General features: G+C 62.6%; 20 protein-coding genes. 9 read left to right on the top strand and 11 right to left on the bottom strand.

Annotation, left to right across the window (positions count from 1 at the left end; genetic code table 11):
• Nucleotides 1–89 precede the first annotated feature (89 nt).
• From CLAC_RS04700 to ilvD, 3 genes are all read left to right on the top strand, one after another.
• Nucleotides 90–1,694 (top strand): mechanosensitive ion channel domain-containing protein, encoded by a 1,605-nt coding sequence (locus CLAC_RS04700; RefSeq protein ID WP_053411915.1) that lies wholly within the window; start codon nucleotides 90–92, stop codon nucleotides 1,692–1,694.
• 20 nt (nucleotides 1,695–1,714) lie between these two features.
• Nucleotides 1,715–2,209, top strand: a complete 495-nt coding sequence (locus CLAC_RS04695; protein WP_053411914.1) for a PH domain-containing protein — start codon at nucleotides 1,715–1,717, stop codon at nucleotides 2,207–2,209.
• A gap of 143 nt (nucleotides 2,210–2,352) precedes the next feature.
• Nucleotides 2,353–4,197: a dihydroxy-acid dehydratase gene (ilvD, locus tag CLAC_RS04690; protein ID WP_053411913.1), complete on the top strand. Its 1,845-nt coding sequence runs from the start codon at nucleotides 2,353–2,355 to the stop codon at nucleotides 4,195–4,197.
• Nucleotides 4,198–4,236: 39 nt separating this feature from the next.
• Here the strand turns inward: ilvD and CLAC_RS04685 are convergent, their stop codons facing one another.
• Nucleotides 4,237–5,115 carry a hypothetical protein gene (locus tag CLAC_RS04685; protein ID WP_053411912.1) on the bottom strand — a complete coding sequence of 293 codons (879 nt, stop codon included), beginning with the start codon at nucleotides 5,113–5,115 and terminating at the stop codon, nucleotides 4,237–4,239.
• A gap of 17 nt (nucleotides 5,116–5,132) precedes the next feature.
• Complete coding sequence (locus CLAC_RS04680) at nucleotides 5,133–6,308, bottom strand: DoxX family membrane protein (protein ID WP_245621981.1); 1,176 nt, start codon at nucleotides 6,306–6,308, stop codon at nucleotides 5,133–5,135.
• A gap of 76 nt (nucleotides 6,309–6,384) precedes the next feature.
• Between CLAC_RS04680 and CLAC_RS04675 the strand changes: the two genes are divergently transcribed.
• Nucleotides 6,385–7,446, top strand: a complete 1,062-nt coding sequence (locus CLAC_RS04675) for a glucose dehydrogenase (protein ID WP_156324775.1) — start codon at nucleotides 6,385–6,387, stop codon at nucleotides 7,444–7,446.
• 24 nt (nucleotides 7,447–7,470) lie between these two features.
• On the opposite strand, the gene gatB is transcribed toward CLAC_RS04675, so the two are convergent.
• Nucleotides 7,471–8,979 carry an Asp-tRNA(Asn)/Glu-tRNA(Gln) amidotransferase subunit GatB gene (gene gatB, locus CLAC_RS04670; protein WP_053411909.1) on the bottom strand — a complete coding sequence of 503 codons (1,509 nt, stop codon included), beginning with the start codon at nucleotides 8,977–8,979 and terminating at the stop codon, nucleotides 7,471–7,473.
• A 53-nt stretch (nucleotides 8,980–9,032) separates the two neighbouring features.
• On the opposite strand from gatB, the gene CLAC_RS04665 reads away from it, so the two are divergent.
• Nucleotides 9,033–9,875 carry a class I SAM-dependent methyltransferase gene (locus CLAC_RS04665; protein WP_053411908.1) on the top strand — a complete coding sequence of 281 codons (843 nt, stop codon included), beginning with the start codon at nucleotides 9,033–9,035 and terminating at the stop codon, nucleotides 9,873–9,875.
• 10 nt (nucleotides 9,876–9,885) lie between these two features.
• Here CLAC_RS04665 and CLAC_RS04660 read toward each other — a convergent pair whose 3' ends face one another.
• From CLAC_RS04660 to gatC, 7 genes are all read right to left on the bottom strand, one after another.
• Nucleotides 9,886–11,346, bottom strand: a complete 1,461-nt coding sequence (locus CLAC_RS04660) for a YkvI family membrane protein (protein ID WP_053411907.1) — start codon at nucleotides 11,344–11,346, stop codon at nucleotides 9,886–9,888.
• A 127-nt stretch (nucleotides 11,347–11,473) separates the two neighbouring features.
• Nucleotides 11,474–12,505, bottom strand: a complete 1,032-nt coding sequence (locus CLAC_RS04655) for an ATP-dependent 6-phosphofructokinase (protein ID WP_053411906.1) — start codon at nucleotides 12,503–12,505, stop codon at nucleotides 11,474–11,476.
• Between the two features lie 152 nt (nucleotides 12,506–12,657).
• Nucleotides 12,658–13,806, bottom strand: coding sequence for an ABC transporter substrate-binding protein (locus CLAC_RS04650; protein WP_053411905.1), 1,149 nt, complete (start codon nucleotides 13,804–13,806; stop codon nucleotides 12,658–12,660).
• Between the two features lie 50 nt (nucleotides 13,807–13,856).
• A complete protein-coding gene (locus tag CLAC_RS04645; RefSeq protein WP_053411904.1) occupies nucleotides 13,857–14,639 on the bottom strand; it encodes an ABC transporter ATP-binding protein in 783 nt (260 codons plus the stop codon).
• On the bottom strand, nucleotides 14,636–15,673 hold the full coding sequence (locus CLAC_RS04640) for a FecCD family ABC transporter permease (protein ID WP_245622012.1): 1,038 nt from the start codon (nucleotides 15,671–15,673) through the stop codon (nucleotides 14,636–14,638). Before CLAC_RS04640 ends, CLAC_RS04645 begins: the two co-directional genes overlap by 4 nt.
• 183 nt (nucleotides 15,674–15,856) lie before the next feature.
• The gene (gatA, locus tag CLAC_RS04635; RefSeq protein WP_156324774.1) at nucleotides 15,857–17,380 is read right to left on the bottom strand and encodes an Asp-tRNA(Asn)/Glu-tRNA(Gln) amidotransferase subunit GatA; all 1,524 of its coding nucleotides are present in this window, start codon (nucleotides 17,378–17,380) and stop codon (nucleotides 15,857–15,859) included.
• Nucleotides 17,381–17,394: 14 nt separating this feature from the next.
• Entirely contained in the window at nucleotides 17,395–17,688 is a 294-nt protein-coding gene (gene gatC / locus CLAC_RS04630; protein WP_053411902.1) for an Asp-tRNA(Asn)/Glu-tRNA(Gln) amidotransferase subunit GatC, read from the bottom strand.
• Between the two features lie 316 nt (nucleotides 17,689–18,004).
• Here gatC and CLAC_RS04625 point away from each other — a divergent pair, with 316 nt between their 5' ends.
• Both CLAC_RS04625 and CLAC_RS04620 read left to right on the top strand, forming a co-directional pair.
• Complete coding sequence (locus CLAC_RS04625) at nucleotides 18,005–18,667, top strand: ACT domain-containing protein (protein WP_053411901.1); 663 nt, start codon at nucleotides 18,005–18,007, stop codon at nucleotides 18,665–18,667.
• Nucleotides 18,668–18,787: 120 nt separating this feature from the next.
• Entirely contained in the window at nucleotides 18,788–21,154 is a 2,367-nt protein-coding gene (locus tag CLAC_RS04620; RefSeq protein ID WP_053411900.1) for a glycogen/starch/alpha-glucan phosphorylase, read from the top strand.
• Here the strand turns inward: CLAC_RS04620 and ligA are convergent.
• Nucleotides 21,134–23,209, bottom strand: a complete 2,076-nt coding sequence (gene ligA / locus CLAC_RS04615; protein WP_245621980.1) for an NAD-dependent DNA ligase LigA — start codon at nucleotides 23,207–23,209, stop codon at nucleotides 21,134–21,136. The genes CLAC_RS04620 and ligA overlap by 21 nt on opposite strands.
• A gap of 55 nt (nucleotides 23,210–23,264) precedes the next feature.
• Here ligA and CLAC_RS04610 point away from each other — a divergent pair, with 55 nt between their 5' ends.
• Both CLAC_RS04610 and CLAC_RS04605 read left to right on the top strand, forming a co-directional pair.
• On the top strand, nucleotides 23,265–23,936 hold the full coding sequence (locus CLAC_RS04610) for a 3'-5' exonuclease (protein WP_053413272.1): 672 nt from the start codon (nucleotides 23,265–23,267) through the stop codon (nucleotides 23,934–23,936).
• Nucleotides 23,937–24,048: 112 nt separating this feature from the next.
• Nucleotides 24,049–25,209 carry an ATP-binding protein gene (locus CLAC_RS04605; RefSeq protein ID WP_082313114.1) on the top strand — a complete coding sequence of 387 codons (1,161 nt, stop codon included), beginning with the start codon at nucleotides 24,049–24,051 and terminating at the stop codon, nucleotides 25,207–25,209.
• Nucleotides 25,210–25,211: the final 2 nt, after the last annotated feature.

Raw genomic sequence — 25,211 nt, 5'->3', positions numbered from 1 at the left:
ACGAGCCAGACCGGAGCGCTCGGCGTCTCTGAGTAGATATATCCCCATATACTCAGCCGGACTTAAGGCCGACCGCCTACGGTTGCAGTATGGAATTCTTGAAATACATGCTGTGGCAATCATGGCAATGGTTCGCCAATAATGGCCTAGCCATCGCAGCCCTTGTCATTTTGCTAATTCTAGTACCCAGAATTCGCCGCTTCGTGCTGGCCATCGCAGCCGGCAATATCGACTCCGAGGAAGAGCAGGCCAAGGGCCGTCGCGCCCTCCTCGGCGCCGTCGTCTACATCATTGAGGTTATCGCCTACTTCGCGCTGATTTTGGCGATTCTAGCGAAGTTTGGCATCTCCCTCACCGCCGCCGCCATCCCCGCGACCGTAGTCTCCGCGGCCATTGGTTTTGGCGCCCAAGGAGTAATCGCCGATCTCCTCGGTGGCGTGTTTATCATCGCCGAGAAGCAATACGGCATCGGAGACTGGGTTGAGTTTCACTCCCCCTCGGGCACGGTTCAGGGCGATGTCGTGAACATGACGCTGCGCGCCACCACTATTCGCACCCTCAACGGCGAAGAGGTTCTCATCCCCAACTCCGAGGCGCGCATGTGCATTAACTACTCCTCACAGTGGTCACGCGCCGTCGTCGAGGTCCCAGTTCCCATGACCGCAGGCGGATCCATTAAGGACCTCGAAGAAAGGACTTTGGCCGCCGCCAATCGCGCGATCACCCTGGATTCAGTCAGGCGGTCGATTCTCTCCGAAATCAACCTGCAGTCCTCCACTGCCCTCAATCCCCCCACTGCGATGGGATTGCCCTGGACCGTGACCATGCGCCTAGTGGTGGACTGCTCCCCTGGCGATCAGTGGCTAATCGAGCGAGCGATTCGCGCTGCAGTTATCGACACCTGGTGGGACGACTACGGCGAGCGCGCATCCCAGACGGGATTTGGCCCAGCCGAACAAGTAACCGGCCACGCCCGCGACACCACAATTTTGTCCGCGCTCGCAGAGCAGGAAACCCGCGCCACGGAATCCGATTCCCGCCCCACGGAAGCCTTTTCCGAGATGCCCGACTCTGTCACGTCCACCCTTTCAACCACACCACCCCGCGAGCGGGGGAGCAATTCCCGCTCGGATATCCCCAAGGTCGGTGCACACCTCGACGATGTAAGACGGGAAAAGGAGGAGCAGGAGGCGCTTGCCGACGCCGTCCCCAACGAGCACGCCTCAAACTGGAAGAACATGAACACCCGCGAGCGCATCCGCGCGGTGCTTTCCGCCGGCGGTCGCGCGCGAGTCTCCACGGTCGTGCTGCTTGTAATCTTCGCTGTCCTCGCGGTGCTGAATTTGGCAACTATTGAAACTGAGGATGGCCCCTCCGGCTGGCTTGCCCCAAGCAGGTGGAACAGCTCGACAGAAACGTCTACCCCCAAATCCGAGCCTGCCCCGCAGTCAACGCCGACGTCACCTCAGACACCGACACAAACGGAGCAAAGCTCCCCACAGTCCACGACCAGTGCCCCAGACCAGCCGACTCGAGATGAGCCGAACACGGCCAACCCCCAGCCACCTAGGCAGACGACTCGCGAGTCCGACAGCAGCACGGTAACGTCTACCTCCCAGAGCGAGAGCCCGACAGGGGATTCGCAGCCTGACGCAACCGGCAACGCCGAGCCAAGCTCAGTTCCTGCACAATAGGGAAGCTACAATCGACTGCCATGACTGATTCGACCCCTCGCAACGGAGGGAACGGTAAGCTCGCGATTTCCACGCGCCGCTTCCGCCCGCTGAAAACTCACCTTTTCATCGTGGCCTTCATGGTGGTGCTGTGCATCATCGGCATCGGCTTCACACCGTGGCTCGCCGTGACTCTACTCGCACCGATTGTCTACACAGTGTGGATTTTCAGAGTCCGGACCACTGTTGGCCCGCGCGGAATCACTGCTGTGTACCTGCTAGCGAAGCGCCGTTCGGTCCCCTGGTCCGATTTCAAGGGCATTTTCTTCAACAAAGGTGGTCGTGCTTTCGCGGTAACTCGAAGCGACAAGCACGTCGCCCTCCCGGCGATTTCCTTCAACTCGCTGCCTGAGTTGAAGGAGGCAACCGGTGGCCTCATACCCGACCCGGTCACCCCGGCCCGCGAGGCCGAGGACAAAAAGGTCGAGGTCTTCGACCGCGATGGCTACTCCGTCCTGAAGGACAAGGAAAGCTAGAAAGACCCCTACAATAAACCCCCAAATCTCATTATGTGGACATAGTTGACCATGAAATGAGACTTTGGGGGCTTTTTGTGTTTATGATGTAGGTCTACAACTACTCGCATCAATCTTGCACCCAGATAGGAAGGGCAGCCCCAATGATTCCCCTTCGCTCGAAAGTAACCACCGCCGGACGCAACGCAGCCGGCGCGCGCTCGCTGTGGCGAGCAACAGGTATGACCGACGGCGACTTCGGCAAGCCGATTATCGCAATCGCGAACTCCTACACCCAGTTCGTCCCGGGCCACGTGCACCTGAAAGATGTCGGCGACATCGTCGCCGAGGCAGTCACCGCGGCCGGAGGCGTGCCCCGCGAGTTCAACACCATCGCTGTTGATGACGGAATCGCCATGGGGCACGACGGTATGCTCTACTCTCTTCCGTCCCGTGAAATCATCGCGGACTCCGTGGAGTACATGGTCAACGCCCACACCGCCGACGCGTTGGTGTGCATTTCCAATTGCGACAAGATTACTCCGGGCATGCTCAACGCGGCACTGCGTCTGAATATCCCGGTCGTATTTGTTTCCGGCGGGCCGATGGAGTCCGGCTCCTCCGTCGTCATCGATGGCGTCGTCAAGCCCGGCTCTGACCTTATTTCGGCTATCTCGGCATCGGCCTCGGACAAGGTCGACGACGCCAATCTGCTCGACATTGAGCGTTCTGCCTGCCCGACCTGCGGTTCATGCTCCGGCATGTTCACCGCCAACTCGATGAACTGCCTCACCGAGGCCCTGGGCCTGTCCCTGCCGGGTAACGGCTCCACCCTCGCCACCCAAGAAGCCCGCCGCGACCTCTTTACCCGCGCAGGCAAGCTCATCGTCGACCTGGCGAAGCGCTACTACGGACAGGGCGACGAGTCCGTGCTGCCGCGCAACATCGCCACCCGCGACGCATTTGTCAACGCCATGACCCTGGATGTCGCGATGGGCGGCTCCACCAACACCGTGCTGCACATCCTTGCGGCGGCGCAGGAGGGCGAAATTAACTTCGACCTCGCCGACATCGACGCAATCTCCCGCCGCGTCCCCTGCCTTTCCAAGGTCGCGCCGAACTCCGACTACTACATGGAGGATGTCCACCGCGCCGGCGGAATTCCCGCCATCCTCGGCGAGCTGCGCCGCGGCGGCCTGCTGAACATGGACGTCCACTCCGTCCATTCCCCGTCCTTGACCGAGCACCTCGACAACTGGGATATCCGCGGAGGCAAGGCCACTGACGAGGCTATCGAGCTCTTCTATGCCGCACCCGGCGGCGTCCGCACCACCGAGCCATTCTCGACCTCCAACCGGTGGGAGAGCCTCGACACCGACGCCGCAAACGGCTGCATCCGCGACATGGAGCACGCCTACACCGCAGAGGGCGGACTGTGCGTCCTGCGCGGCAACATCGCCGAAGATGGCGCGATTTTGAAGACCGCTGGTATCAGCGAGGACCAGTTCCACTTCGAGGGCACTGCCCGCGTCGTGGAGAGCCAGGAGGAGGCGGTCTCCGTTATCCTGAACCGCACCCTGCAGCCGGGCGAGGTCCTCTTCGTGCTCTACGAGGGCCCCTCGGGCGGCCCGGGCATGCAGGAGATGCTGCACCCGACCGCGTTCATCAAGGGCGCGGGTCTCGGCAAGAAGTGTGCCCTCGTCACCGACGGCCGCTTCTCCGGCGGATCCTCCGGACTGTCCATCGGCCACGTCTCCCCCGAGGCCGCCGCCGGCGGCGCCATCGGCCTGGTCCGCGACGGCGACCCGGTCTACATCGACGTCGCCGAGCGCCGCCTCGAAGTTCAGGTCTCCGACGAGGAGCTGGCCGCTCGACGCGATGAGGAGCTAAAGCGCGACAAGCCGTTTACCCCGCGCAAGCCCCGCCCGCGCAAGGTCTCCAAGGCTCTGCGCGCCTACGCCAAGATGGCCTCCAGCGCAGACAAAGGCGCGGTTCGCATCGTCGACTAGGCGGCGCTGCCCCCGTCTCAAAAACTCTTTGCCCCGCGGTTAACCGCTCTTCCTGGAAGCGGCCGCGGGCTTTTTTGTGCTTGCCGACGGCTCCGGTGTGAGGTCGGAAAACTCGACGTTGGCCAGGGCCTTGGCCACGTCCATCGTGTGCTCCTTCTTGCCGCCGAAAGTGACCGCGGCGATGACGTAACCGGGCCCGAACACCACGGAGGAATGCCATCCCCTGCTGTTCGACCACCCCAGCTTCGCGCCCTCAATCCCAGGCATCCTGGCCAGGCCGAAGTCCTGCCGGTATCCGTCTGCGGCAATCTTGGACCACTTCCGCATGCCCTGCAGCACTACCGAGTCCGGCTGCTCCTCGCGCAGTTGCGACACGAAATGCACGACGTCGGTCGCCGAAGTCCTGGACACGCCCCAGGTCCGGCCTCCGTAGGTCTCCTGAAGGCCGTACTTGCGCGCGATAGCATTGACGGAATCCGGGAACTTTTCGTAGAGCTTTTCCGCCAGCTTGTCGTCGGAAAGCGAAACCATCTTGGCGGCGCGGGAGACATCCTCCGGTGAGCCGTGCTCGGCGACGTACTGCGCGATGTAGAGCTTAATCAGCGAAAGCGCGGGCAGAGGGCTCTCGGCGCCGTTCGTGCGGTAGCCGAGGCCGACCGGCGCGTAGGCAATCGCCATCTCGGTGCGCTCGTCGGTCGAGATCTCGCCCAGAGCGCTGAGCTCGACGCGAGGGAGGCTGCCTGCCTGCGCCATAATCGTGCTTGCCGACGCCGCGTACGAGAAATTTTTCTTAACCGCATCGGCGGAAGCTACGGGCCGGGACGCGGACCAGGCCCCCGCCCCGGCGACTGCAGACGTGCAAAAGACCACCGCAAGGGTGGTCTTTAGTGCTTTGCCCGTCTTTTTCACAACGGGCATCTTATCCTACCGACGGGCTAACCAACGAAAGGCAGGGTGTTGGTGGTCAGCCACCACAGCCCCACAGCGGCGGCCACTGCGAGGATGCAGAAGATCCAGGACGAGGCCAGCGGGCGTCGGGCCCAGCCGCGGCTGAAGTCGATGCCGATGCGGCCCGGTCCGGTGAACTGAATCGCCAGCGCGATGACGGTGACGAGGAGTTGCAGCTGAATTCCGGAGGCCTCGGAGCCGACAAAGGTGGCACCAGCAGAGGCCGTCGCGACCTCGTACATGCTGAGGTACGCCGACAACGCCAGGGCCAGGGCGGCGCCGAGCGGCGTCGCGAGGCCAAGGATCAGCAGCGCACCCGCCAGCAGCTGGACGGTGGGTATTGCTGTGGCCATGACGCTGGCCAGGGCGAAGTTGTTCGCCTCGAAATCGGCCGCGATGGCGCCGGTACCGCCGGAGCCGCCCCAGCCCAGGAACGTGGTCAGGCCCTGGATTACCAGCAATGCACCGAGCCCGAGGCGGAGAATCAGCAGGCCGAAGTCGATGGTGCCGCGGCGAGTTTCCTCTTCCTCATCATCCAGGTAGTCGGTGTCTTCGTAATATGCCGGGTCCTGGTTGGTCGAGTTGGTCGCTCCTGCGACCCCGACGCCTACCGCGCCTGCGGCTACCGCGGTCTGGCCGGTGTTGTAATCGGCGTCTCGATATTCGTCCGAAAAATCATCCGCCGGGTAGGCCTCCGGGCGCTCCATAAACTCGGTCTGAGCCAGCTCCTCGTTGTTATCGGCGTCCGACTCGTTGAGTTCACGCTCGTCAGGTGCGATGAAGGCCTCGGTGGGCTGCTGCTCCGGCTCAGGCTCCGCAACTGGCTCAGGCTCCGCCGAGGGGCGTCCGCCCGGCGCAATTACCTGCGGCGCGGTGCGGCCGGCGGCCGCGTAGGCGTCGTAGCGAGGCTTCGGCTGCTGCTCCGTCACCGGCTTTTCCTCGGTTGCAGCAACGGCAGGAGCCTCGGGTTGTTCCGGCTTATCGGGAGTCTCGGTCACCGGAGCCTCTTGTGCGGGTACTCCCGGGAACTGCTGCGTCTCGGCCGTGTCGTCGTTGTTGGGCTCTGCGAGCTTGCGGTAGGTCGGGACGTCGAGATCGTCATCGAATCCGTCCTCCACATTCTCGAGGGCGCGGTCGTTCGGGTACTTCTCTGGGTCGCTCACACCCAACACACTAAAACAGCAGGGCCGATAATCGCGGCAGGCATGGCCGATGCTCCAGAAGGTAATGTTGTCCTCTATGAGTGCCGAACGCCGCCACAGCCCCTCCGCAAACTTGCGCGGTTGTGCGCTCGCCGCGGCACTGGCCGGGACCCTAGCGCTCGGCGGATGTTTCAGCCCCTCCGCAGCCCCCGAGGCCTCCTTTTCCGAGCGGACGGCCGAACCCACCGGTGTCAGAATGCCGAAGTTCTCCTCGCCGGACCTGCCCGAAACCCCGGTACCGACGACCAGCAAGGAGGCCGACAAGCGCGGGCCTTGCGACACCGACGACACGACTCTGGCCGCCTGCTTGCCGCTTACCACCGCGCTCGCGCCGCTGGGCCCTGGCGAGACCCTGGTGGGCACTGCCGACGGCGCCCTGTCCGTTGTCAGCCCCGGCAAGCCATCGCGTAAGGTTGCTCAGCTCGGATCCTCGGCGAAGCAGATACTCGCCAGCCCGTCCGTCGTCGAAGACCGCCAGGTATTTGTGCTGCGCGAGAACGACACAGTGGCCCGCGTGACGCTTTTCGGAGAGGCCTCCCCCGCCGATGTTCGCGAGATGCCGGAGCTGTCCGAACCGGGAATCCTTGGCATCCATTTCGACCCCAATAGGTCGGGCCACTTCATCAACAAGCTCCTCATGGGCGACCCAGGCATCGAGTTCAAACAGTTCTGCCACGGCCCGGAGAACATGCCCGCACTGGCCACAGCGGTTCTCGACGGAATCCCCCAATTGGTGCAGTGGTCGGGCGGGCTCATCGAGCCCCTTGGCGGAGTCGACCTGGACAACTCCATCGGCGGATGCGCGGTCATCGCGGACCGGGCAATCATTGCCATCCCGGGCGCGGAGAAGGTCGTCAGTCTGCCAATCGGCGCCGAGCACACCGGACCGAGCTCCTCGTGGAGGATCACCGGCACGCCCGAGACACTGGTCGACGGCGAGTTCGGCCAGATCTCACACGTGGTGGCGGTTCCGGCCAAGGACGGTTTCGAGGTGTGGGGCGCCACGACGAACAAAAACGCCGGCGGAACCGTATCCGAGTCCGACGAGCGAGTCGTCAGGCTCCCGAATAACGGTGCCGCCGGCGGGTCCCCGGACTAAAAACCGGGGACAAAGGCCCAAAGCCTAGGCCAGCTTCTTCGCAATCAGCTGATTGACCTGTGCCGGGTCGGCCTTGCCACGGGTGGCCTTCATAACCTGGCCCACGATAGCGCCGACAACCTTCTTGTTTCCGGCGCGGTACTTCTCCACGATGTCCGGGTTATTCGCCAGCGCCTCGTCAACAGCGGCTTCGATGGCGCCGTCGTCACGCACAACCTCGAGACCACGGGCGGCGACAACCTCATCAACATCGCCCTCGCCGGCCAGCACGCCGTCGACGGCCTGGCGGGCGAGCTTGTTGGTCAGCTTGCCCTCGCCAATCAGGGCGACCACGCGGGCGACCTGCGCCGGGCTAATCGACAGCTCGCCCAGCTCAACGCCGGCCTCGTTGGCCTTCTGCGCCAGGTAGGCGACCCACCAGGAGCGGGCCTCTGCGGCACCGGCACCGGCCTCGACGGTCTCGACGATGAGATCCAGCGCACCGGCGTTGACCAGGTCGCGCATCTCCTCGTCCTTCAGACCCCACTCGGACTGGATGCGGGCACGACGCACCCACGGCAGCTCCGGCAGCGTTGCGCGAATCTCCTCGACCCACTCGCGCGGAGCCAGCACCGGAGGCAGGTCCGGGTCGTTGAAATAGCGGTAGTCCGACTGGGACTCCTTCGGGCGGCCCTTGGAGGTGGTGCCGTCGGTCTCCTGGTAGTGGCGGGTCTCCTGGACGATCTCCTCGCCGGCCACGATGGCGGCAGCCTGGCGCTGCATCTCGTAGCGCACGGCCTGCTCCACCGACTTCAGGGAGTTGATGTTCTTCGTCTCGGTGCGGGTGCCGAACTCCTCCTGGCCCACCGCGCGTAGAGAGACGTTCGAGTCCACGCGCATCGAGCCCTGATCCATGCGGGCATCGGACACGCCCAGGGACTTGACCAGGTCACGCAGAGCGGAGACGTACGCGCGGGCGACCTCCGGGGCGCGCTCACCGGCGCCGATAATCGGCTTGGTCACAATCTCAATCAGCGGAATGCCAGCGCGGTTGCAGTCCACCAGCGAGCGGGTCGCACCGTGGATGCGACCGTCAGCACCGCCGAGGTGGGTCAGCTTGCCGGTGTCCTCCTCCATGTGGGCGCGCTCAATCTCCACACGGAACTCGGTGCCATCGTCGAGCACGACATCCAGGTAGCCGTCGTGAGCAATCGGCTCATCGTACTGGGAGATCTGGTAGTTCTTCGGCTGATCCGGGTAGAAGTAATTCTTCCGCGCGAAGCGGGAGGACTCCGCAATCTCGCAGTTCAGCGCCAAGCCAATCTTGATAGCCCACTCCACGCCCTTGCGGTTAACCACCGGCAGTGCGCCGGGAAGACCAAGGCTGCACGGGTCGACGTTGCTATTGGGCTCCGCGCCGAAATGCGCCGAGGAGGCGGAGAACATCTTGGTCTCCGTCGCCAGCTCAACGTGCACCTCCATGCCCATCACAGGTTCAAAGCGTTGTAGGACCTCGTCGTAGTCCATCAGGTCATCAGCATAAGCAGCGGTCATGTTTGGCTAGTCTACTAGCGTCCGCCCCTCGCGCGTGCCCTAGGGTATAACTCGTGCCCGGAAGAAACGAACACCCGCCCATCCCGCCGACATCTGGCCGCGATAAGCCGCTCTTTCGCGACGCCTCCGACCGCTTCCGCGCCGGCGCGACCTTCGATGACGACCTGGGCTCGAGCGCCGATGGTGCCTCCGGCTACCACCGCGTCCGGCCCGGCTACCCCGCCGAGGTCATCGCCGCCCTGACCCAGCTAGCTCACGCCTCCTCAGTCCACACCGTATGCGATATCGGCGCGGGCACCGGCAAACTCACCTCCTCGCTTGCCGACGCCTACCCCAACGCGGAGGTTCTGGCCGTGGAGCCCTCCGCAGCCATGCGGGCGGCCCTAAAAATCACCTGTCCCGAGGCCTGCGTCTTAGGCGGTACCGCGGAGTCGACCGGACTGGAAAGCCACAGCGTCGACGTCGCCGCCTGCGCGCAGACCTGGCACTGGGTAGATACGGACGCGGCGACGGCCGAGCTATCCCGCGTCCTGGCCCCCGGCGGAGTGGCCGTGCTGGTCTGGAACACCCTCGACGTTTCCATCCCCTGGGTCCACCGGCTGTCACGCATCATGCACGCCGGCGATATTCTCCGGCCCGGTTTCTACCCGACCGTCGGCAAGCAAATGGAGCTGGCCTCCGAGGTGCGGATGGGCTGGGAGCAGACGCTTCGGCTAGAGGACATCGTACTGCTGGCGCGCACCCGCTCCTACTGGTTGCGCTCGAAGGAGGCCACGCGCGCAAAGGTGGAGGACAACCTGCGCTGGTACCTGGGCGAGCACCTCGGTTTCGGATACGACGAAGGCATCGCACTTCCCTATCGGTGCGATGCCTTCTACTACAGGACTGCGGAATGAGAACTGCCGATTAGCCCTTCTTCTGGCGTGGGTGGACGACCTTCTTGATGGCGTCCTTAGTTGTACCCGCAATTTTCTTCGGGGTGGTAGAGATTGTCTCGCCGGGGAAGGAATTGACGGCGGTCTCACGCGGGTCATCTTCCTCGTGAGCTTCCTCAATCTCACCGAGACGCTCCAAGCGCTCGTTGTCCTTTTCCACGATGCGCTCGGCGTCCTCCTCGGTGAAGTCGATGTCGTCGTTGTTGACGAGCTCCTCGACGATGTCGTCGCGGACGGTCTCCTGCAGGTCCACGTTGGAGACGTTAGAGGCAGCGACCGCCCGGTCGAGCTTCTTCTGGTCTGCAGTCGTGAACTTCTTGCCCGGGTGCAGCTTGCGACGGGCCAGCTTGCGGATGCGGCCACGGCGGGCGGACTCCTCCACCATCTTGTTGCGCCCCATCACGTAGGCGATGCACAAAACGATAATCAGCGCGATACCGATGTAGCCCAGCGTCGGGTAGATGTAGCCGACCAGCGTCTTGAAGCCGAAAAAGCTAAGGGCGAAGCCAACCAACACGGAGGCGATGTAAAAGGCGCGGAAACGCTGCGGCGTATTGCGGGTCACGCGGCGGCCCAGCGCGTAGAACATGCCGATGGCAGTGTTGAAAATCATTCCGTAGATGATGATTGCCATCACGGTGCCCAAGGCCGGGTGAATCGAGTCCACAATCGCCAGAGTCGGCATGTCCTCGTGCCCGACGTCCTTCACCGAGTAGAACAGCGAGAAGGTCACCAGAGTCAGAAGACCTGCGTAGATAGAACCGCCCATCAGGCCGCCAATGCCGGCCTCACGCGGGTTGAGGTAGCTACCGCCGATGACGATGGACATGGACACCGCCACCATGACGCAGAAGCCGACGTAGTTCAAAGCGGAGATGGACCAGTGCGGCAGCGTCGTCTTCAACTCGGTGGTGTACTGCGCAGCCTCCGTCAGGGTGGTGTCGACCGTGAACAGAGTGTATAGGCCAGCCCCCAGAAGGAAGACGATGATAAAGGGCGTAATCATGCCGATTACTCGGCTGACCTTGTCCGCATCCAGCATGCCAATACCCAGGGTCAGGGCGACCATGAGGGTCGCACCGATCCACAGTGGGATGCCGAACTGCTGCTCCAGGTTCGCGCCAGCACCGGCAAACATGACGAAGCCGGTGCAGAACAGGGTGATCATCACCGAGATATCGAGAATCTTCGAGATCCACGTCTGGGTGATTTCGTCGAAGACGGCCGAGTGCTCGTCAGCCTGGAAGTAGCTGCCGAGAGAAAGCACCGCCAGGCCGCTGATCGCCATCACTACCGAGGCGAGGATGACGCCCCATAGGCCGTTGATGCCGAAGGCCACGAAATACTGCATCATTTCCTGGCCCGATGCGAAGCCCGCGCCGACTGTCAGGCCGACGAAGGCCATCGCAATTGCTGTGGCTCTTTTCCACATGAGATAGAAATCCTTATTGAGTTAGTGGGAAAAATGTACCTATATCAACATCTATAACAAGAAAATGCCCGAGCCGGAAACCGAAATCTCCGACCCGGGCCGATTTGTGATGTTTTAAATGTGGGCCTTATCCGAACAGCGCCGCAGCGGCCCTGTACCGCCCCTCCGGCACGACCTTCAGCTCGGCTACGGCGTCATCAATATCGATGCGATCGATATTCTCACCGTTGAGGGCAACGATCTTGCCGTAATCGCCCTCATGGACTGCGCGGGCGGCGTGGATACCGTAGCGGGTCGCCAAAACGCGGTCGTATGCAGTCGGGGTGCCGCCACGCTGAATGTGGCCGAGCACCGTAGTGCGCACGTCGTAGCCGGTGCGGCTCTTGATCTCCTGCCCGATAACCTGGCCGATACCGTTGAAGGTCTGGTGGCCGAACTGGTCGACACCGCCCTCTTCGTACTCCATAGTGCCGGGCTTCGGGGCCGCGCCCTCGGCGACGACGATGATGCCGTACTTCTCGCCCATCTGGAAGCGGCGCTCCATCGACTTAACAATCTCGTTGATGTCGAAGGGCTTTTCCGGAATCACAATGTAGTGGGCGCCACCGGCCATGCCGGCGTGCAGCGCGATCCAACCGACGTGGCGGCCCATGACCTCCACAATCATGACGCGCTGGTGGGATTCCGCGGTGGTGTGCAGGCGGTCGACGGCGTCGGTTGCCACGGCAACTGCGGTGTCGAAGCCGAAAGTGTAGTCGGTTCCGTTGACGTCATTGTCAATGGTCTTCGGCACACCGACAACCGGGATGCCATTATCGGACAACCACTTGCCCGCCTTCAGAGTGCCCTCGCCGCCAATGGGGATGAGGGCATCAATACCGGCGTCGTCAAGGTTTTCCTTGATGCGGTCAAGGTTCGACATGAGGATATCCGGGTGCACTCGGCCGGTACCGAGCATGGTGCCACCGCGCAGAAGCATGCGGTCAATGCTTTCGTCGTCGTAGAGCTGAACCCTGCGGTCCTCCATGAGACCAATCCAGCCGTCCTCGAATCCGACGACGGTGGAGCCGTACTCGCTGGAGCTGGTACGGACAATGGCACGGATAACGGCGTTGAGGCCGGGGCAGTCGCCACCGGAAGTTAGGGTCGCAATTCGCATGATGCCCACCTTAGTACTCGATAGTTTTCTATGCTTGACGTGCCTGCCGTTAGCCCACGTCACAGCCCGTAAAAGTTAGACACACCACACCGGTCGAGGCCGTGTGGCGCGCACTGCAATGTTGCCTGGCGCGGTCAAAGGATCGATGGAGGCTACTGGAAGTACTCGACTCCCGGCAGGTCCTTCGGAAAATCCAGCTGAGTGGAGACTTCGGAATTAGGAACCAGTCCGAAGCGCTCCAACGCCTTGCGCACGTGCTCTGCGGCATCGACGTTAAGCGGAGACTCCGTCCACATCGCGTACGGCAGGTTGACGAAGCGATTCTCCTTGACCGCCGGCAGGTCCTTCGTCGCCGGGTTGGTGCGCAGGGCCTTGATCTTTTCCTCGAAGGACTGGCCCGGGTACTCGACCAGGGTGATGAAATCGGGCTGCATCTCGGCGATGTGCTCCCAGGTCGTCGTAGTCCAGGTGTCCTTGATTGACTCTGTTCCGTTGGTCGCTCCAGCCTTGTCCAGGATTCCCTGCGGCGCGCCGAACGCACCCGAGGTGAACGGAGCGTCGCCCGCAGAGTCGAATACGAAGCCCACCGGCTTCTTCTCCGCCTTCGGTGCGGCATCCAGTTTCTTCAGACGTGCGTCGATGTCGGAGATGACCTTGTCTGCGTTGTCCTCGTGGCCGGTCAGCTTAGCGACGTTGCGCAGGTCGATGCGGATAGCCTCCCACGGGTCAACAACACCGCGCTTGTGGCCCGGGTCACCGCTGCCGTCTTGCGCTGCCCCCTCGGTGTCGGCCTGCCGGCAGGACTCCGTCAGAATGTACGAGCCGATGTTGTGCTCCTTCAGAGACTCCGGGGTCAGGCCCTTGTCCTCGCCGAAGCCGTAGCCCCAGCCACCGATAAACACGTCAGGCTCCGCTGCCAAGACCTCCTCCAGGTTCGGGTATTCAGCCGATACCTGCTCTTTGCTCTTGATGGCATCACCATAGGCGGCCGTCAGAATCGGGATATCGCGGTTGACAGAGGACACCGCGGCAATCTCGTTTTCCGCGCCCACTGCCAGCGCCAGCGAAATGATATTGCCGTCGTTAATCATCAGTTTCTTCGCCGTAGCCGGGTAGGTCACCTCCTCGCCGCAGTTAGTCAGGGTCACGCTTCCCGACGCATCGGTCTTCGCGGCGTCATCAGAACAGGCAACTGCGCCGAAGGCGACAGCCGCCACCGCTGCTGTCGCGGCGGCCCCGCGGAGGGCACGCCGATTGCGTCGGAAAGCGAAGGGGCGGGGATGGGAGTTGAGTGGGATCATTGCTGGTTGGCTTCCTTTCTCAGGCGATATGGATTGGGAATGGTCAAGTGTTATTCGGCATGGAGCTCACGCTCAATGGCCAAGTGAGTGCGGCCGTATGGCGAGCAGAACTGACAGGAGTCGACGTGGAAGACCCCGGCAACCAGTTCCTGGGTGAGCACCTCGGACGGGACACCATCAGCCGCAACTGCCCCGCCGTCGATAACGATGACTCGGTCGAAGTGGTTCATCACCAGATCCAGGTCATGAATCGCGGCGATAACCTGCGCCCCGGAGTCCTTGGCCAGCCTCAGAACCGACTGCTGATGGCGGACGTCAAGGTGGTTCGTCGGCTCGTCCAGAAGCAGAATCGGCGAGTCTTGCGCGATGGCGCGGGCGATACAGACCCGTCGGCGCTGGCCACCGGAGAGAGCCCCGCACGAGCGATCTGCGACATCGATCAGGCCGACCAGCTCCAGAGCACGTTCGACGTGGTCGTTGTCCTCCGCGGAGTTGCCCGAAAACAGTCTCTGGTATGGCAGCCGCCCCAGCGAGACGAAATCGGACACGCGCATCTCCTGCGGGGGAACCTCATTCTGCGCGACGAAAGCCATATCTCGCGCGCGCTGCCGCGGCGGTATCGAAGCCAGAGACACCCCGTCGAGGCGCACCTCGCCGGCGGCCGGCCGATCGATTCCGGCCAGGGCTCGCAGCAACGTCGATTTACCTGCGCCGTTAACGCCGACGATGGCGGTCATCGGCTCGGAGCCGAACTTCAAGTTGATGTCGTCCACGATTGTCCGTCCTGCAATATCGCAGCGGAGGCTCGCGGCGGATAGTACGGGGAGGGTCATTCGGAACCTCCGTAGGTGTAGTTGCCGCGGGTCATCAGGTAGAGGAACAACGGGGCTCCGATGAGGCCAGTGACGACGCCCAGCGGCATCTCTTGGCTTCCGCCGATGACTCGCGCGACGATGTCCACCCACACCAGGAACAGGCCACCGAACAGCGCAGCGAGCGGAAGAACAACCCGATGAGCCGCCCCGATGAGCATGCGGGTCAGGTGCGGGATGACCAGGCCCACGAAGCCGATACCTCCCGAAACCGCGACGAGTGTGCCCACCAGCACGGCCTGCGCCACGAATACTTGGCTGCGCAGGGCGGAGACGTTAATGCCGACCGCCGCAGCGGTGGAGTCACCCGTGGCAAGAGCATCCAGATGACGGGCCTTAAGCAGGAAAAAAGCCAACGTCATCAGTAGAACTGCCAAGGGGATGGCCGTTTTCGACCAGGTTGCGCCGGCCACCGATCCGAGCATCCAAAACATCACTGATTGGGCCGCCCGCGGGTCAGGCCCCGCAAACACCATGAAGCTACTGAGCGCGGAAAAAGCCGCCGATAAAACGACGCCGGAAAGGACTAGGCGCAGCGGGGTCAGCCCGCCGCCCGCGCGCGCAATAGCTCCGACTGCGATGGTGGCCGCCACAGCACCGAGCAGCGCGCCAAAAGTCAGGGCGCCGATGGGGGCATCGGAGAAAACACCAAACAAAATCACTGCAGTGGCCCCGACTCCTGCTCCTGCCGAGATTCCCAGCAAGTACGGATCCGCCAGCGGATTTCGCACAAGTGTCTGCATGGCCACACCCGAGACAGCCAATCCCGCACCGACTATGGCTGCCAGCACTCCCCTGGGCGCCCGCAGCTGCCAGATGATCGTGTCCGAGCTCTTTGCCACTTCACTGGGCAGTTCAGTTCCGAAGAGATGGTGGCCGATTACCGACATTGTCGCGTTCCACGTTATGTCAGCTGATCCGAATACCATCGCGGCTGAGATACTCACGGCGATTGCCACCACTGTCAAGGTGGCATAGAGCAGCGGGGCCGCTATCGCTTTTCTCCCCGCGGGCTGGCGGGAGACCTTAGCGTGAGACAAGGTTAGTTTCCTTACCCAGGTTGGTTGCATTCCTGCTTGAACACTCAAACTTCATTAACATGCGTGAAGCCGCCCCTTTTCCACAACGGATTTGGGACGGCTTCTCACGTGTTTAGTTATGGGCTTTGGCGTCGAGCGCTAGCTGATTGGCCCGCGCAGCTTCTCGTAGGCGGCGCCGACCTTGTAGAGGCGATCGTCACCATGGCGCGGAGCCATAATCTGCAGGCCGACCGGCAGGCCTGTATCCTGCGCCAGACCTGCGGGAACGGACATGCCACACATGCCGGCGAGGTTCAGCGGTAGCGTGCACAGATCGAACATGTACATGCTCAGCGGGTCATCGACCTTCTCCCCCAGCTTGAACGCGGTGGTCGGCGTAGTCGGCGAGACGAGGACGTCGACCTGCTCGAAGGCGCGCTCAAAGTCCTGCTGAATCAGAGTGCGGACACGCTGCGCCTGAATGTAGTAGGCATCGTAGTAGCCCACGGACAGCGCGTAGGTGCCGATGATAATGCGGCGCTTGACCTCGTCACCGAAACCTGCGGCGCGGGTCATTGCCATGACTTCATCGGCAGAGTGAGTTCCGTCATCGCCGACACGCTGGCCGTAGCGCATGCCATCGAAACGAGCCAGGTTCGAGCTGACCTCACACGGGAGGATCAGGTAGTAGGCGCTCAGGGCATGGTCGAAGTTCGGGCAGTCCACCTCGACGACCTCCGCTCCGGCGGCCTTCAGCTTGTCGACGGCGTCGTGGAAGGAGTCCAGCACACCCTGCTGGTAGCCCTCGGCGCGGTCGAACTGCTTGACGATACCAACCTTCACACCCGCCAGGTCGCCGCTGGCGCCTTCCTTCGCCGCTGCGACGACGTCAGCGATCGGCTGTGTAGTGGAGGTGGAGTCGTTCGGGTCGTGGCCCGCGATGACCTCGTGCAACAGCGCGGTGTCCAGGACCGTGCGAGCGGTCGGACCGCCCTGATCGAGGGAGGAGGCGCAGGCAACGAGGCCGTAGCGGGAAACCGTGCCATAGGTTGGCTTAACGCCGACGGTAGCGGTTAGCGCAGCGGGCTGACGGATAGATCCGCCGGTATCGGTGCCGATGGCCAGCGGGGCCATGCCCGATGCTAGAGCCGCGGAGGAACCGCCACCAGAACCGCCCGCGGTACGCTCGATATCCCACGGGTTATGGGTCGGACCGTAAGCAGAGTTTTCGGTAGAAGAGCCCATAGCGAACTCGTCCATGTTGGTCTTGCCCAGAATCGGGATACCGGCTGCACGGAGCTTGGCGGTCACCGTGGCGTCGTAGGGGCTCATGTACCCCTCGAGCATCTTCGACGCACAGGTGGTCGGGGCGTCGGTAGTGGTGAAGACATCCTTTAGAGCTAGCGGTACGCCGGCCAGAGGGGACGCCGGGGCCTCGCCAGCATCAAGGGACTCGTCGACCTTGCGCGCGGCCTCGAGGGCCTCCTCAGCTCCTACGTGCAGGAAGGCGTGGATACCCTCATCCACTGCGCCGATGCGGTCGAGGAATGCCTGGGTGACCTCTACGGAGGTCAGCTCACGGGCGTGAATCTTCTGCGCCAGCTCGAAGGCTGTCAGGCCGAGGATAGAATCATCGGCGACAGCGGCATGCAGGTTGGGGTTAGCCGAAGGGGTTGCAGTCATCTCTAATCCTTCTCCTACTCGCCGAGAATCTGGGGAACTTCGAAGCGCTGGCGTTCCTTCGAAGGAGCCTGGTCCAGGGCCTGCTCAGGAGTCAGAGTCGGGTTTACAACATCCTCACGCATTACGCCGGCCAGAGACGAGGGGTGGCTCATCGGCTCGACATCGTCTGCCGCCACTTCCTGCACTGCCTGGACGTGGTTGATAATGCCGTCAATCTGACCGGCGAACTCGTCGAGTTCGGCATCAGTCAGTGCCAGACGGGACAATCGTGCTAGGTGGGCAACCTCATCGCGCGAGATAGCTGGCACGCTAGTACCCCTTTCGTTTCCTACGAACCGGTGAAAATATCTTCGTCGTGTACTGCCGCGACAGGCGAACCACCGCGCCACGGCGAACTTACCCTCCCACAGTAGTCGCTCCCCTTCCCCGCTCGCATGGAGGGTCCGCTCAAGAGTCCGCCGAAGGGCCCGCGAAATCTGTCATTCCCGATAGCACGCCCAGGCGAATTCAGACCACACTGGTGCAACCGCACCTACCAATTCACATTTAAACCATGTAACCTGAATCACCGTTCAGCATGGCAAACCCCATGCACCTAAAACATTGAAAGGTTCGTCCTCCGCCATGAGCTATCTCCTTCGCGTCCAGCTGCCAGACATTCCTGGTTCGCTCGGATATGTTGCGGCCGCTCTCGGCGAGGTCGGCGGCGACATCCGCAGCGTTGACGTCGTCCACCACGGCGAAAATGGCCTTGTCGTCGACGATATTGTTGTGGATCTCCCCTCGGGCAGTCTGCCGGACACGCTCATTTCCGCAGCGCAGTCCATCAGCGGCGTAGAAGTCGATTCGATTCGCCCCTTCTCCGGTTCCGTCGACCGTCGCGGACAGATCGCCATGCTGGCCGATTTTTCCCAGCACACAAAGGTCCTCGACCGTGCTCTGCAGGACATCGTCGACGGTCTACCTCGCACTATGACTGCGGGTTGGGCAATTATCCTTGGCGCCGACGGTGACCGCTGGGTGCGAAAGGCCTCCTCCGTTGCCGCCCCCGAAGACAACGGCGCTTCGCTGCCAGAGGCCCCTGTCACCTCGCCGCGAAACCTAGACACCGAGGAGGAAACTTGGCTTCCGGAGTCCTGGACGGTGATGGACTCCTCCATCGCAGCCGCCCCGATGGGCGACGGGCTGCTGCTGATTATCGGCCGCCCCGGCGGCCCCGATTTCCTGCCCAGCGAGGTTGAGCACCTTGGCCGTATCGGCACCATCGTCGGAGCGATCATTTCTTAGCAGCTCGCCGATTCACGGCGTCGGCTAGCGGTGTACACGCGCAAGGTCTCCTGAACACGCAGCATTAATCCCAAGGCGGTAGAGTCTTGGTCGATACTGTGTAATTCAAGGAGGCTTTTCATGTCGAATTTGAGCGATCTCGTGGGCTCCCACGTTCGCGCCGAATCCGGTCGGATCCCCCAGTCCTCTACCGAGACCGAGTTCTGGTCCGGCCTCTCCCGCGTCGTAGTCGATAACATCGCCGATGCCTGGCAGCGCACCACCGAAGCATATGCCTCGACCCGCCAGCAGCACTATTTTTCCGCGGAATTCCTCATGGGACGCGCGCTGCTGAACAACCTCCTCAACACCGGCCTGGTCGACGAGGCCAGTGACGCAGTCGCTCGTTACGGCAAGAATCTCTCCGACGTTCTCGAGGCCGAGCACGACGCGGCACTCGGCAACGGCGGCCTTGGCCGTCTCGCCGCCTGCTTCCTGGACTCCTGTGCGACGCAGAACCTGCCGGTGACCGGCTACGGCATACTCTACCGCTACGGCCTGTTCAAGCAGACCTTCGAGAGCGGTTTCCAGGACGAGCACCCGGATCCATGGATGGAGGAGGGCTACCCCTTCGTAGTCCGCCGCGAGGAACTCGCCAAGATTGTCACCTTCGACGACCTCGTCGTCCGCGCTGTCCCCTACGACATGCCGATTACCGGCTACGGCACCGATAACGTCGGCACGCTGCGACTGTGGCACTCCGAGCCGATGCGCGAGTTCGACTACGACGCCTTCAACTCCCAGCGCTTCACCGACGCCATCGTCGAGCGCGAGCGCGTCCACGATCTCTGCCGTGTTCTCTACCCGAATGATTCGACCTACGAGGGCAAGGTTCTGCGCGTCCGCCAGCAGTACTTCTTCGTCTCCGCGTCGCTGCAGACGATGATTGATACCTACATCGAAAACCACGGCGATGACCTGCGCGATTTCCACAAGTACAACTCGATTCAGCTCAACGACACCCACCCGGTGCTCGCCATCCCCGAACTGATGCGCCTGCTCCTCGACGAGCACAACATGAGCTGGGACGATGCCTGGAACGTCGTGTCCCACACCTTCGCCTACACCAACCACACTGTCCTGGCCGAGGCCCTGGAGACCTGGGAGTACTCTATCTTCGACCGTCTCTTCGGACGTGTGCTGGAGATTACTCGCGAGATCGACCGCCGTTTCCGCGAGGAGCTTGCCGACGCGGGATACGACCAGGGCAAGATCGACTACATGGCCCCCATCTCGAACGGGCGCATCCACATGGCGTGGATTGCCTGCTACGCGGCGTACTCCATCAACGGCGTGGCTGCGCTGCACACGGAGATCATCAAGCGCGAGACTCTCAAGGACTGGCACGATATCTGGCCGGAGCGGTTCAACAACAAGACCAACGGTGTGACCCCGCGTCGTTGGCTCAACCAGTGCAACCCGCGGCTGTCTGCCCTGCTGACCCGCCTGTCGGGTTCCGACGCCTGGGTCACCGACCTGGACAAGCTGGCTGAGCTGGAGCGTTTCGCCGACGACGAGAAGGTCCTGCGCGAGCTTCTTGAGATTAAGCACGAGAACAAGAGGGAGTTCGCCACCTGGCTGGAGCACCGCCAGGGCATCGCGGTGAACCCGGACGCCATCTTCGACACCCAGATCAAGCGCCTACACGAGTACAAGCGCCAGATGCTCAACGCGCTTTATATCCTGGACCTCTACTACCGCATCAAGGACAACCCTGAACTCGATGTCACCCCGCGCGTGTTCATCTTCGGCGCGAAGGCGGCCCCGGGTTACGTCCGCGCGAAGGCAATCATTAAGTTCATCAACTCCATCGCCGAGCTGATTAACAACGACCCCGAAATGGAAGGTCGCCTGCAGGTCGCGTTTGTGGAGAATTACAACGTCACCCCGGCCGAGCACATCATTCCGGCCTCGGATATCTCCGAGCAGATCTCCACCGCGGGCAAGGAGGCCTCGGGTACCTCGAACATGAAGTTCATGATGAACGGCGCGCTGACGCTGGGCACCATGGACGGCGCCAACGTCGAGATTGTCGACGCCGTCGGCAACGACAACGCCTACATCTTCGGCGCGCTGGAGGAGGAACTGCCTCAGCTGCGCCAGACCTACTCCCCCCGGGGCACTTACGAGACCGTGCCGGGCCTGAAGCGCGCACTCGACTCGCTGATCGACGGCACCTTCGACGACGGCGGCTCAGGGCTGTTCCACGACCTGCACTTCTCGCTGCTGGAGTCCAATGGCTATGAGCCTGCCGACGTCTACTACGTACTGGGCGACTTCGCCGATTACCGCGAAACCCGCGACCGCATGGCGGCCGACTACCGAGACGAGCTGGCCTGGGCGAAGAAGTGCTTCCTGAACATCATCCGTTCGGGCCGCTTCTCCTCCGACCGCACGATCCGCGATTACGCCAACGAGGTCTGGAAGCTAGACGCGACCAAGATCTAGGAGGCGGATGAAGCCTTCTTCGTCGAGGATGGTCAGGCCCAGCTCCTCGGCTTTGGTTGCCTTGGAGCCGGCGTTCTCACCGACCACGACGTAGTCGGTCTTCTTCGACACCGAGCTCGCGGCCTTGCCGCCGCGGCTAATGATTGCCTCCTTGGCGCTGTCGCGGGTAAATCCCTCCAGGGAGCCCGTGACCACCACCGTCATCCCCTCGAGCACCTGCTCGGGGCGATTGGTGACCTCATCGGCCATGCGCACGCCCGCTTTCGTCCAACGCTCGACGACCTCGCGGTGCCAGTCCACCTGGAACCAGTCCGCAACCGAGTTGCCGATGATTTCGCCCACGCCGTCAATGGCGGAGATTTCCTCGCGCGTCGCGCTGCGCAGCGCGTCCATCGACCCGAACTTCTGGGCCAGCGTCCTGGCCACGGTCGGACCGACGTGCCGGATTGACAGGCTGACCAGGACACGCCAGAGTTCTTTATCCTTGGCGGCCTCAATATTTGCCAGCAGCTTCTTTCCGTTGGCGGAAAGCGACTTGCGGCTCGCGGTCGTATAGACCTCTGATTCCAGCAGGTCTTCCTCGGTGAGGTCGAAGAGCAAGGACTCGTCGTCAAGCACTCCCCTGTGAATCAGGTCGGCGGCACCGCGCTCGCCGAGGTTTTCAATGTCGAATCCGGAGCGAGAGGCGAGGAATTCGACGCGGCGGCGGAGTTGCCCCGGGCAGTAGCGGGTGTTTGGGCAGCGCCAGTCGGCGTCGCCTTCCTTCGAGGGGGCCAGTCGCGTACCGCACTCGGGGCACAGCGTCGGGTAGATGAACTCGCGTTCGGAGCCGTCACGGACATCGGCGACGGGGCCCAGTACCTCGGGGATGACCTCGCCGGCCTTGCGGATGGTGACGCGGTCGCCAATCAGCACGCCCTTGCGGCGCACCTCGGAGGGGTTATGCAGTGTGGCCATCTCCACGGTCGAGCCCGCGACGAACACCGGCTTCATCACCGCGTACGGGGTGGCGCGGCCGGTCCGGCCGATGGAGACGCGAATGTCGAGCAGATCGGTGGTGACCTCCTCCGGCGGGTACTTGTAGGCTATCGCCCAGCGCGGGGCGCGGGATGTCGCGCCGAGGGCACGCTGCTCGGCGAGGTCGTCGACCTTGACCACCAGGCCGTCCATCTCGTGCTCGGCGTCGTGGCGGTGCTCGCCCCAGTAGAGCATCTGCTTCACCACTTCTTCCGCCGAGTGGACCTGCTTGGTGTACGGCGAGACGTGGAACCCCCAGGCGGCCAGCGCTTCGTAAGCGGCGTGCTGGGACTGCGGGCGCCAGCCCTCAATGTGGCCGATGCCGTGGCAGATCATGGACAGCCGCCGCTTGGCGACCTCCTCTACGTTTTTCTGGCGCAACGATCCCGCCGCTGCGTTGCGGGGGTTGGCGAACGGCTTCTGCCCTGCCTCCACGCGGTCGGCGTTGATTCGCTCGAACTCCTCCAGCGAGATATAGACTTCGCCGCGAACCTCCAGAACATCGGGGATATCCAGGCCTTCTGTGGCGGTGATCTCGTGCGGAATGTCGGCGATGGTGCGGGCGTTGGCGGTGACGTTTTCTCCCACACGACCGTCGCCTCGGGTAGCGGCGCGTACCAATCGGCCGCTCTCGTAGACGAGGTCGATGGACAGACCGTCGATCTTTAACTCGGTCAGGTAGGCACTCGCCGGAGTGCGGGTAAGCCAGTCGCGCAGCTCCGCCTCGTCGAAGACGTTGTCCAGGCTGTAGAGCCGCTGCAGGTGCTCGACTGGCTCGAAGACCTCGCCGTCGGCAGGCGTCTCGACGCTCGCGCCGACCTGCTGGGTGGGGCTGTCGGGAACCGCGAGGTCCGGCCACTGCTGCTCGAGGTCCTGCAGGGCGCGGAAGAGCTTGTCGTACTCCGCGTCCGAAATCACCGGCTGGCCTGTGTAATACAGCGACGAGTTCTCGCGGATCTGGTCGGCCAGATCCTGCCACTGCTGCCGGATCTCGGAAGGGGCTGGTGCCTGCTGCTGGGTCTCGCTCGAGGAAGTCACGTCGCTCATTCTATGTGTAATCCGCTTGGTCCGGCCCCTCCGCTACAGTGATGGCATGAACAATTTCGATCCCGCGCGCATGCTCGCGTTCGATCTGGAGACCACCGGCACCAACCCCCGCACCTGCCGCATCGTCACCTCCGCGCTGGTTCGGCTTGCCGACGGTGCGAAGGACTCCCGCATCATGCTCGCAGATCCGGGGGTCGAGATTCCGAAGGCGGCTTCCGATGTTCACGGGATTACTACGGAAAAGGCCCGGGCCGAGGGGCGTCCGCATGATGAGGTCCTGGCCAAAACCATTGCGGGGCTGCGCCAGGCATGGGCAGATGGCCTTGCGGTGGTCGCCTATAACGCGACTTATGACCTGACGGTGCTGCTGTCGCAGGATCCTAGCTTCACCATCGATGGCCTAGTCGTAGACCCCTTTGTGTTGGATCAGCATTATGACCAGTTCCGCAAGGGTAAGAGGACCCTGACGGACGTGTCTCAGCACTATAAGGTCCGGTTGGATGCGGCGCACGATGCCACCGAGGATGCCTTGGCTGCGGCTCGCATCGCGTGGATGATGGCGCGCAAATACCCGGAGATGACGCAGCTGTCGGCCGAGAAGCTGATGGAGCTGCAGGCCGTGACGTATTACGAGCGGCGCAAGTCCCTGCAGGAGTATTTGGCGGGGCTGGGCAAGGATGTCTCAGATATGACGTTCGGATGGCCGACGGACGCGTAGGGTGCGAGCCCGGCGGTAATGTTTTTATCCATCCCGCCACAAATATCCATAAATGCCCTGATTATCCAAATTATCCATGGCAATGTGGGTTATCTGTTGATACCATCGACGTGTGAAGATTCGAACTGAGCGCGAAACCATCTCTCCTCGCAATCCATTCCATCCCACGTTCGGCCGCTCACCTGCGGTCATCGGCGGACGCGACGTCGAGCTCGACTCCTTCCAACTAGCTCTGGCCGAAGGCCCAGGCAACCCGTGGCGCACAACTCTCATCTCGGGCAGTCGCGGAATCGGCAAGACTGTTCTGCTCAACGAGTTCGAAGCCGCAGCGCAGCAGCTCGGCTGGATTGCCCTTCGGGCACATATCGGGGCCGAGATGATCGCGGAGCTCACCTCCGTCACTATCCCCCGGGCTCTCGCGCACATCGATTCCGCTCCTGCTACGGCAACACGCCGCATCACCGGAGTGTCCATTGCTGGAATCGGCGGCATCACAACCTCCATCAATGATTCCGCGGACGCTCCCGGCAAAAACTTGTTGAGCCAACTCCAGGATTTATCCGCCCTCCTCGCCCGTTACGAATCGGGAATTTTGCTCACACTCGACGAGGTCCAAAGCGCAACCCCGGAGCAGTTAAGCGAGATCGCCCATGTCATCCAAGATCTCAACCGCGACGACACGGAAATAGCGTTTGTCGCAGCTGGGTTGCCAAGCGGAATCGAAGATTTATTGCAGCTAGACAGCACGACGTTCCTGCGGAGGGCAGAACGAGTATCCCTAGGCCGTCTCGACTCCGCCACTACGCAGGACATATTTGAGAAGACGGCAGCGCTCGGGCATCGACGCATGGATGAAGAAGCAGCCGCCCACGCCGCCGATATGAGCCACGGCTACCCCTATCTCATTCAAACAATTGGTTCGGTGGCGTGGGCCAAGGCCCGCCTTGATAATTCGGACACGATTACCATTCGCCACGTCGAGGAAGCCGGGGCGGAGTCTATCCGCAGGATTGGGCGCCAAGTTCACGCGCCATCGCTGCGCAACGTCCCACCGAAGCAGATTGAATTTCTCATTGCCATGGCAGCGTTGGCTCCCGACGGAGCCCCCGTTGCCACAAAAGACATTGCGAGCCGGATGGGGCGACAGCTTTCGGGCGTCTCCCAATTGCGCCACGATCTCATCTATCGGGAGCTGATTACCCCGGTTACCACCGGACAGCTCGAGTTCACACTTCCCTACTTGGCCGACTATCTCAACGGCCTCGTCGCCTAGCC

It is taken from the genome of Corynebacterium lactis RW2-5 (assembly GCF_001274895.1).
Taxonomy (GTDB): domain Bacteria; phylum Actinomycetota; class Actinomycetes; order Mycobacteriales; family Mycobacteriaceae; genus Corynebacterium; species Corynebacterium lactis.
This window is presented reverse-complemented; position numbering and strand designations above follow the sequence as displayed.